Here is an 8,690-nt window from a genome sequence, read left to right as displayed (position 1 = left end):
GGTGCGGGGGACGGGGTTTCGGGGGTTGAGGTGCAACGCCCGTCCCATGCGGAGACAGCTAAAAGATAGCGAATTCAGACGAATTGTACAAGGGGAGAAGCGACGTAACCTACGGTCCTGACAAGGAAAATGTCATCTCGGTTGGCTACCCCCCTGACAGCTTGGGAAGCTCTCCTGAGGCCTCCGGCCCCCGCAAGGTATAGGGTGACCCTAGAGGCTACGCCCCTATCCTACGAGGCTCTCCTAAGGCCTCCGGCCCCTATCCCTGAGGCTATCCTGAAGGCTACGCCCTGACCTCACTGAGGCATCCCCGAGGCCTCCGGCCCCTGACCGTGGAACCAGCTTTCCTCGGGCTACGCCCCCGCTTGAGGGAGGCTGTCTTGGGACCGATACGGTCGGGGACGATGTGCGTCGGGAAGGCACGAATTCCGGCTTCGTTCTCGTACGCACATACCGATTTCGCGATTGCACGAGCGTTAGCCTCTCGCCGCTCCCATGCCTCGAAAATCCCCTCACACCGCTCCTCAGACATCAAGATCCTCTCGGTCTTGATCTGGTACGCGATCATCGCCTCAAGCCTCTCCGCCGGGTCCCAGCGCAAGGGCCGAGGGGTAGGAGAAGCCACGGGCGAGACAGGAACGGAGACCGCCTCAGTCTTGACGACCTCAGGAGACGCGGAGGCGGAAGAACCCACGCAACACCCGGAACCAACCGCCCGCGCACCCCGCGCTCCCATATGTGGGGTGAATCCCCTCTTTCTTGAGGTCTGACAGGGGTTTATCTCGGCGCACGTCGCATCCATGACGTCGGCCATGATGGCGGTCACTCGGGGCCCCTTCGAGGCCTGCGTCACGAAAGAATCGTGCACCGGCAGCGCCGGTATGTTCTCCTTCTCGGACTTCTTGAGGACCTCGACGCACATCTCGCTCTCGATGTGCATCAGGCGGACCCCCATGTCGGCCCCGAGGAAATGGGCGATGGGCTCGTGCCGGTGCGTGACCGCTTTCATCAAGCCCTTCGTGTAGTCGAGGGAGTGCGGCCACTCGCCTGGGCTGTCCTCTTCCCGCTTCATGAGAGACAGGATGCCGCCGTAGGTCGTCCTCGTGTTCATGACGGTGAGGAGCGCCGCTTTGACGTGCCTCGGGTCGTACCCGTCCACGTCGTAGATTTCGCCGACGGGGACTTTCCCGGCCATGGCGTAGAGGAGCCTAGGGTGACAGGCGCTCCAGTCTTCCTCGAACGCCACCTCGCCATTGATGAGGAGCTCGATGCGTCGGGCCTGGGGGAGCTGCTGCCACCAGCCGTACAGGCGCCCGTGCATGTCCCACCGGCCGCGGCCGTAGATCCGGACCATGATGGGCGCTGGCGTGGGGCGAAGGCCAACCCAGCCGCCGGTCTTCTCGGACCGGGCGCGGACGTGCCCCGGCGTGTGGAGCCATCCGTCGCCCTCGGGCATCTCGATGCGGATGGCGCTGGCGGCCTCGTTGCGGGCTTCCATGACCTTGCGCAGGCGCCGGGTGTTGTCCGTGTCAGTGTACGCCATGCGCTCGCCGTCGACGTCCCGGAGCTCGATGACCTCCCTTGGCCCGACATGCTCGAAAGGGCAGTCGTTGAAGGCGGCGATGAGCCGGTCGGTAGCCCGCATGCGTGACTGCCAGCCGTGCGAGGCGGGCCCGGGGAGCGCACGCTCTTCTTCGATCAAGCCGAGGTCCAGGAGCTCCTGCACCGCCGCCTTGACCCGGTCGTACGTGTACGCGGTCCCTTCGTACCGGGACAGGGGCTCGTAGAACCTTTTTGACCGCGAGTATGAGACCCAGCCGCCCTGGCCCGCGAGGGCGGCGCGGACGAGGCTCGTCATTATAGAGTTCCGGGCCTCAAGGGCCCGGGGGTGGCCTATCAGGCTGACGCCGGCGGCGGCGATGAAGGCAGGCTTGGTCCTCCAATGGAAGTCCAAGGGGAAGTCATGCCCCTGGGGGGGGCGATTGGTTCGGGGGGGCATTTTATCCGCATGGTGTCGACCGTGCGCGGCCCGGCACCTCTGCGAGCCCGCACATTCGAAACGTGCCCCCAGCTTAGGCATTTAACCAGTGTTCACAGGGGCCTAGCCTTAACGCCTGAGGTTAACGCGAGACTTACCCTACCTCCTCCCATGTCTTGCCCATACGAAGTCCGTTTTCTCCCATGACACGCCCATGAGTTTCAGTCTGCCTTCACTCTGAGACCCAGGGTGTTCGGGTATGCCCTGGCGGTCATCCAGGAGCCTTGGCGGGGTATGCAAATAAATATGGGATGATGCCATGATCCTTGAGGGCTCCCATGGGAGGTCCATCAATCTCCACGGCTTACCCATGAACACCATCGGGGAAATACGAATCGAGCAAGCCGCCCAAGGAAGGGACCCCAAGGGGGGGGTGATTTCGACAGCTCATAAACCGGCCGTTGAAGCGTTCGATGGTCGCTAAGTCGTGACAAGACAGGCGATGCCGCCGCCCTGCAGGCATGGAAAAAGCCCGGCGAGCTTTACAGCTTGCCGGGCTTGCTCTTTTCAGTCGGCCGCCGCCGCCGCCGCCGCCGCGAGGCGGATCAGACGATTGCGCGCGTAGACTTCGCGTGCACGCTCAAGCTTCCTAGCCTTTGCGGCCTGCCGGGCTGCCTCTTTCTCGGCTTTGATCTGTTCTTCGACATTGGCGTAACTTAGCCCGTCGGGGTTGAACAGGTCGTCGGTAAAGCGGTCGCGCGGCCGTTGCACTGCGGGCTCACTTCCCATGCCCAGGGGTCCTCCTGGCCCGAATTTGGGCCTAGTTATGCTTTTCCGGCGCCTCCATGACCTGGATGAAACTTCGCCCTATGTATCAGATGCATCTAAAGAGCTTATGTCAGGTAACGTGTAAAAATCTATTGTTTTCTTTATGAGGTGCTAACCTTGTCATCTAGTCGCAGGCGGCGGCGCCCTGGTGGGGGCACGTAGTTAGGTTGGCAAACAAGGGTTAGAACGGCTTGTCTCAATATGGTGGAAAAAGTGCAACTATAGACCGACATAACTTTAGATTAGCTCTGTTCCTCTTCTGATCTGGATAAAATTAATCGAGATGTAAATGATTGACACCGAATTATTTGGCGTTAAGCTATCTGAGGTCGTGTGAGGTTGATTTTTGTTATATTGGCGCCACCATTCGTCGATGCTTTCGCGCTAATCCGTCAACGACAGGAACCACTAGGCGTTCAGACATTCTCCCCGTGGGCGGCCGTTGAACAACTCGATATAGGCGGTGTCGGTTGGCTTGCTCGGTAGGGCGGTTGATCTCGAATCCCTTCAGGTGAGAAAGGTGATGTGCCTTCAACCTGCCTGCTGCTCCAAAGCGGTATCAGCGCGGACAGAATGGCGTCTCCGTGCTAAGTGATGCCGGCAGCGACGCTCTCCGCCATGCAGACACCGCAGGTTTGCGCTTCATCCAGCCAGTGATCGAACCCTGTGACATCTGATTTTATCGACGGCTGCTAGAAACAGTGGCTCGGGACGATCTGGCAGAACAAGCGGCTGAGATCGATGACCCTGGCTACATCAGTATGCGCCCAGGTCAGCCGCCGACGTCAATAAAGGGTGTATGTTGGCGTCGACAGGCGGTTCTGACGATTCCATAGTGTGGGCACACGGCTCTTTGAAACTGGCCCTTAACCGCCCCCGCCGAGGATGCAGCACCATACCCTTCCGCCATTCGTGCGGGCACATCCAGACGACTTACAGACCTCGGTCGCCGTCCCCCTTCACCATCATCACCAACTGCCGGCTGCGGCGATGCGACCGACGTTCCAAAAACGAGCCTCCTGCCCGCCACGTAGGAGCCTCCCCAAAATTCACGGCGCGCAAATCGAGTGCAAGCCTACCTAGCGGAGGGCGGACCTTTACTCATGATCGTCGTCGCGGCTCTAAGGTTAAAGGGTGCCGTCATGGCGTGGCCCGACCTGATCGTGGCGGCGGTGATGGCCGAGATCTTCGTGACTTCCTCAATCCAAATTCTTCAGCAGGCCTGGACCGAGCACCAGAGAGACGCCGTCGCGACGCTCCCCGCACCGGCCAAGTGAGCCCCGGTCAAACCCGTTGAATGTCGAAGACCGCTACAGGACGACCATGACGACGAACGACGCACACGCCGGTCACGACCACGGGTCGCATGACCATGAGGCCCATGCGACCCATGACCATCCCGGGCATTCCCACGCCCCGGCGAGCTTCGGGAAGGCGTTCGCAATTGGCATCGCCCTCAATGTGGGCTTCGTCGCCATCGAGGCCACTTATGGGGTGCTGGCGAACTCGATGGCCCTGCTGGCCGATGCCGGACACAACCTCTCGGACGTGCTCGGTCTCGTCGTGGCGTGGATCGCGACGGTGCTGGCCAAGCGCGCCCCGAGCGCGCGGTACACCTACGGGATGAAGGGCTCCTCGATCCTGGCGGCCCTGTTCAACGCGGTGTTCCTGCTGGTGGCCGTTGGCGCCATCGCCTGGGAGGCGATCCAGCGCTTCGGCGAGCCCGCCCCGGTCGCCGGCAAGACCGTGATGATCGTCGCGGCGGTCGGCATCCTGGTGAACGGCATCACCGCCTGGCTGTTCGCCTCTGGTGCCAAGGGGGACATCAACATCAAGGGCGCGTTCCTGCACATGGTCGCCGACGCCGCCGTCTCGGCCGGGGTGGTCATTGCCGGCCTCGTGATCCTCTACACCGGATGGACCTGGCTCGATCCCGTCGTCAGCCTCGCCATCGTCTTCATTATCGTCTGGAGCACCTGGGGCCTCCTGCGCGACAGCCTCACGCTATCCCTCGCCGCCGTCCCGCCGGGCATCGACCCCGACGCCGTCCGCAGCCACCTCGAAGGACTTCCGGGGGTCGCGTCACTCCACGACCTGCATATCTGGGCGATGAGCACCACGGAGACATGCCTTACCGCCCATCTCCTAATGCCTGGCGGCCGGCCCGACGACGAGTTCCTCATGAAAACGGCCGTCGGCATCAAGGAACGGTTCGGCATCGGCCACACCACCCTGCAGGTGGAGACCAGCAGCGACACCGCCTGCATCCTCGCACCCGCCCACGTCGTTTGACCGGCATCGGGTGTATGAATGCCCCCGCGGACGGAACGGTGACGCCCATTGCAGGACGGAGGAATCGTTGATCCACGAAAACGGGGGCAACGCGGGTTCCGATGGTTCGGAACACGTCCTCCTCGTCGAGGATGACGACGGCCTGCGTCTGCTGGTCACCCGCCTTCTCCGCGAGGCGGGCTATCGTGTCACCGGTTGCAGAAGCGCCATTGAATTCTGGCGCCTCCTGCCTGCCGGTGGCGTCGACCTCGTCCTGCTTGACGTGATGCTGCCCGGGGCCTCGGGCCTTGACCTGCTCCGGGCGTTGCGCGCGAGGAGCACGGTGCCGGTGATCATGGTCAGCGCCCGCAACGAGGAGGCCGACCGGGTGCTTGGGTTGGAACTTGGGGCCGACGACTACGTGGCCAAGCCCTTCGGCCGGCCCGAGCTCCTGGCCCGTGTCCGTGCCGTCTTGCGCCGCGCCTCCATGGCACCCTCGTCGCCCTCGTCCCCGGTATCCGAGGTGCTCTCCTTCTCAGGCTGGAGGCTCGACATGCGCAGCCGCTCGCTCGTCGATCCCGAGGGGGCGGCCGTCGACCTCTCCGGCGCCGAGTACGACCTCCTCCTCGTCTTCCTCGAACACCCGGGGCGCGTGCTGGGCCGGGAGATGATCCTCGAACTGTCCCGTGCCAGGCTCGGGTCCCCCACGGATCGCAGCGTCGACACCCTGGTGAGCCGCCTGCGGCGCAAGCTCGAACCGCCCGAGGGCCTGCCTCCGGTCATCAAGACCGTGCGCGGGGCCGGCTACATGCTCGCCTCGAAGGTTGAGCGCGCTTGAGACGCCTGGCACCCTTGGCCCGCAGCCTGGAAGCCCGAACGGTCGCAGTCCTGCTCCTGGCCATCCTCGCCGTCCACGGCGGGGCACTGCTTCTCTATCGGCAATCCGCGACCGCCGCGGCGGACGATGCGTTCGCGCGGCAGGTCGCCAACCAGCTTACCCTGGCGCGCGAGGCGGTGCTCCGCCGCCCACAGACCGAACGCGACGCCGAGGCGAAGGCCCTGTCGTCCGCGCATTTCGAGCTGGGATGGTCGCCGACCTCGACCCTGCTCCCTGACAGGGCCGGCGACCCGGCGATGTGGTCGCTCAGGTCCCGGATGATCGCGTCGGAGCCGAGCCTCGAACCCGGTCTCGCACTCGCGATGGACAGTGGCCACGAGGCCCTTCATCAGGAGGACCTGGGCGGTGCGCTCGCCCTGGCGGACGGGAGTTTTTTGACCTTCCGCTCGGCCCATGCACCCGGCCTCGCACGGCTCGGATCGTGGGCCTACCTCGCGACGGCGATGGCCATCCTCGTCGGTGTCGCCGCCGTCGTTCTGATGCACCGGATCGCGGGACCGTTGCGCGACCTCACCCGCGCTACGGCCGAAATCGGGCACGGAAAGGTGGTCCCCGTGAGGGAAGCCGGCCCCGACGAGACCCGCGATATCGCCCGGGCCCTCAACGCGATGCAGGACCGCATCCATCGGCTGGTGACGGAACGGACCCAGGCCCTGGCGGCCGTCTCCCACGACCTGCGCACCCCCATCGCGCGGCTTCGCCTCCGCCTCGACGGGCTGCCCGAGGGCGGCGAGATCCGGGCGATGGGCTCGGACCTCGACGACATGCAGGCGATGGTCGATTCGACCCTGGCGTACCTTCGGGGCGACGCGGACCCGGAGCCGCGCCAGGTTGCCAACGTCGCGAGCGTCCTCATGAGCATCGCCGACACGTCCTCGGACGCTGGCCGCGAGGTCGCCTATGCGGGCCCTGGCCGCGCACTCGCGACGGTGCGCCCAGTTGCGCTGCGACGCGCGCTCGACAACGTCGTCGACAACGCCGTGCGTTACGGGACCCGCGCCTTTATTTCGCTCGACGTGGAGCCGGAAGAGCTGGTGCTCACCGTCGAGGACGATGGTCCAGGCATCCCGCCTGAAGAGGTCGCCCGCGCCTTCGAGCCGTTCACCCGCCTCGAAGCGTCGCGGAACCGCAACACCGGCGGCACCGGCCTCGGCCTGACCATCGCGCGCCGGATCGTCGAGGCGGAGGGAGGCGGCATCGCCCTATCCAATCGGTCGGGAGGCGGCCTTCGGGTCCGGATCTCCCTGCCGCGCGCCGGTCGCTGACACACTTCGTCACGAACCAGGCGTCCGGGTGTAAAACAGGGTCGCTATCTCAGGTCTCGAAGCGGCCGCACCGGCTGCCGAACCCCAGGGATCAGAATTATGAAGCGTACCATCGCCGCCCTTCTCACCCTCGGCCTACTAGCAGGCCTCTCGGCTCCCGCCTACGCCGCCGAGGACGGGCATGGGAACGCGAACAATCCCGAGCGCTCCGTGCCGAACACCGGCGGCGTGGCCGGTGGCCCGGCCCATCGCGACGACCCGCGCGAGAGCGAGGCCCGCGAGGTCGGCAAGGACGGCAAGCCCGTCCATTCCGACAAGGATGGGCACGCCCACGGTCACTCCCACGGCAAGAAGTGAGCGGACGACGCTGACCTCGGAAGGCCGGGAGGATGCACCGATGCGTACGCTTCCCCTCCTGGTCGTCTTCGCCTTCCTTGCCGTCGGCATAGGCTACGCCCTTGGCGGGGGATGACCGGTCCGCTCCCGCCCGACGGCTTCACGGTACGGTAGTGCCCTCCTCGGTACCGTGAACCGCCCGCCTCGGCCTCGTGCCGGGGCGGGCACCCCTCCCGTGGTCCTTCCAGTCTCCGCCCGACCACGAAGAGCTGTTGCGCTTCCATGCCGTAACCCGCGTGGGTGCCGCCCTGCAGGATCGTCGTTTCGCGCACACGATCCCGCGTCGCACGAACTCCCTTGCCAAATATTCCCGAATTTCACCGGGAGCATTCGGATCGGTTTTCTCGATCCGTACGTTCCTGCGCAGTATTCGAGAGAGGGAGCCTCAACATGAAGACCAAGTTCGGAGCCATCGCCGCCATCGTGACCCTGGCCTTTTCGCCGGTCGCGGCCCTTGCGCAGCACATCGATGTCGGCCCGGGCGGCGTCAGGGTCCATGGCGACGGTCATGGTGAGCGCCACGGCGAGGGGCATCACGGGGACCGCCATGAACACCGCGAGGTCGTGCGCGAGCATCACCACCATGACGACCACCACGATGACCATCACGGCGGCGAGCGTCGCACGACGATCATCGAGCGTCACTGAGTTCTGCCGATCCGGGATCTCGTGAACCTGTTTCACGGCGTCCCGGATATCTTCATCCACGCTTCCATGAACGGCTGTTTCAGGCTTCGTTCAACTCGGCGCGCCCATCTTGAGGCATACCCCTTTGAGGAACGAGCCATGCGAGTTCGCATTCCAGCCTTGGTCGCCGTCGGCCTGATCCTGGCCCCGGCCGCCGCGTCCGCCCAATACTATGGCGGCGACTTCGACCGGCGCGGCGGGGACGTCCACGTCGACCGCTACCATCATGGCGACCACGATGATGTCGTCATCCACCGTCCGCATCGGGATTACGGCGACCGGGCGTTCTATGGGGAACGTCGGTACTACGGCGAGCGCCGGCACCACCACCATCACCACGACGACTATTAAGAGCGCCTAACAGAAC

At 64.6% G+C, this 8,690-nt stretch carries 9 protein-coding genes; 7 read left to right on the top strand and 2 right to left on the bottom strand.

The window, feature by feature from the left end; genetic code table 11:
• Positions 1 to 283: 283 nt before the first annotated feature.
• Both MBTS_RS22635 and MBTS_RS22630 read right to left on the bottom strand, forming a co-directional pair.
• Entirely contained in the window at positions 284 to 1,954 is a 1,671-nt protein-coding gene (locus MBTS_RS22635; RefSeq protein WP_238254266.1) for a hypothetical protein, read from the bottom strand.
• A gap of 591 nt (positions 1,955 to 2,545) precedes the next feature.
• Complete coding sequence (locus MBTS_RS22630) at positions 2,546 to 2,767, bottom strand: hypothetical protein (protein ID WP_018044277.1); 222 nt, start codon at positions 2,765 to 2,767, stop codon at positions 2,546 to 2,548.
• 1,142 nt (positions 2,768 to 3,909) lie between these two features.
• Here MBTS_RS22630 and MBTS_RS22625 point away from each other — a divergent pair.
• The 7 genes from MBTS_RS22625 (at position 3,910) to MBTS_RS22595 (ending at position 8,674) form a co-directional block, all read left to right on the top strand.
• Entirely contained in the window at positions 3,910 to 4,083 is a 174-nt protein-coding gene (locus MBTS_RS22625; protein WP_018044278.1) for a hypothetical protein, read from the top strand.
• 46 nt (positions 4,084 to 4,129) lie between these two features.
• Positions 4,130 to 5,098, top strand: a complete 969-nt coding sequence (locus tag MBTS_RS22620) for a cation diffusion facilitator family transporter (RefSeq protein WP_018044279.1) — start codon at positions 4,130 to 4,132, stop codon at positions 5,096 to 5,098.
• Between the two features lie 67 nt (positions 5,099 to 5,165).
• Entirely contained in the window at positions 5,166 to 5,915 is a 750-nt protein-coding gene (locus MBTS_RS22615; protein ID WP_018044280.1) for a response regulator transcription factor, read from the top strand.
• A complete protein-coding gene (locus tag MBTS_RS22610) occupies positions 5,912 to 7,240 on the top strand; it encodes an ATP-binding protein (protein WP_026176008.1) in 1,329 nt (442 codons plus the stop codon). Before MBTS_RS22615 ends, MBTS_RS22610 begins: the two co-directional genes overlap by 4 nt.
• Positions 7,241 to 7,339: 99 nt before the next feature.
• On the top strand, positions 7,340 to 7,597 hold the full coding sequence (locus tag MBTS_RS22605) for a hypothetical protein (RefSeq protein WP_018044282.1): 258 nt from the start codon (positions 7,340 to 7,342) through the stop codon (positions 7,595 to 7,597).
• 429 nt (positions 7,598 to 8,026) lie between these two features.
• Positions 8,027 to 8,284 (top strand): hypothetical protein, encoded by a 258-nt coding sequence (locus MBTS_RS22600; RefSeq protein WP_018044283.1) that lies wholly within the window; start codon positions 8,027 to 8,029, stop codon positions 8,282 to 8,284.
• Positions 8,285 to 8,422: 138 nt separating this feature from the next.
• Positions 8,423 to 8,674, top strand: coding sequence for a hypothetical protein (locus MBTS_RS22595; RefSeq protein WP_192216543.1), 252 nt, complete (start codon positions 8,423 to 8,425; stop codon positions 8,672 to 8,674).
• Positions 8,675 to 8,690: the final 16 nt, after the last annotated feature.

It is taken from the genome of Methylobacterium bullatum (genome assembly GCF_014845095.1).
GTDB classification, from domain to species: domain Bacteria; phylum Pseudomonadota; class Alphaproteobacteria; order Rhizobiales; family Beijerinckiaceae; genus Methylobacterium; species Methylobacterium bullatum.
The sequence above is the reverse complement of the archived record's forward strand: the minus strand, read 5'-3'. Positions and strand labels throughout refer to the sequence as shown.

Coding starts and splice junctions, on each gene's coding strand:
- MBTS_RS22630 (WP_018044277.1), bottom strand. CDS start 2,767: ATGGGAAGTGAGCCCGCAGTGCAACGGCCGCGCGACCGCTTTACCGAC.
- MBTS_RS22625 (WP_018044278.1), top strand. CDS start 3,910: ATGATCGTCGTCGCGGCTCTAAGGTTAAAGGGTGCCGTCATGGCGTGG.
- MBTS_RS22620 (WP_018044279.1), top strand. CDS start 4,130: ATGACGACGAACGACGCACACGCCGGTCACGACCACGGGTCGCATGAC.
- MBTS_RS22605 (WP_018044282.1), top strand. CDS start 7,340: ATGAAGCGTACCATCGCCGCCCTTCTCACCCTCGGCCTACTAGCAGGC.
- MBTS_RS22600 (WP_018044283.1), top strand. CDS start 8,027: ATGAAGACCAAGTTCGGAGCCATCGCCGCCATCGTGACCCTGGCCTTT.
- MBTS_RS22595 (WP_192216543.1), top strand. CDS start 8,423: ATGCGAGTTCGCATTCCAGCCTTGGTCGCCGTCGGCCTGATCCTGGCC.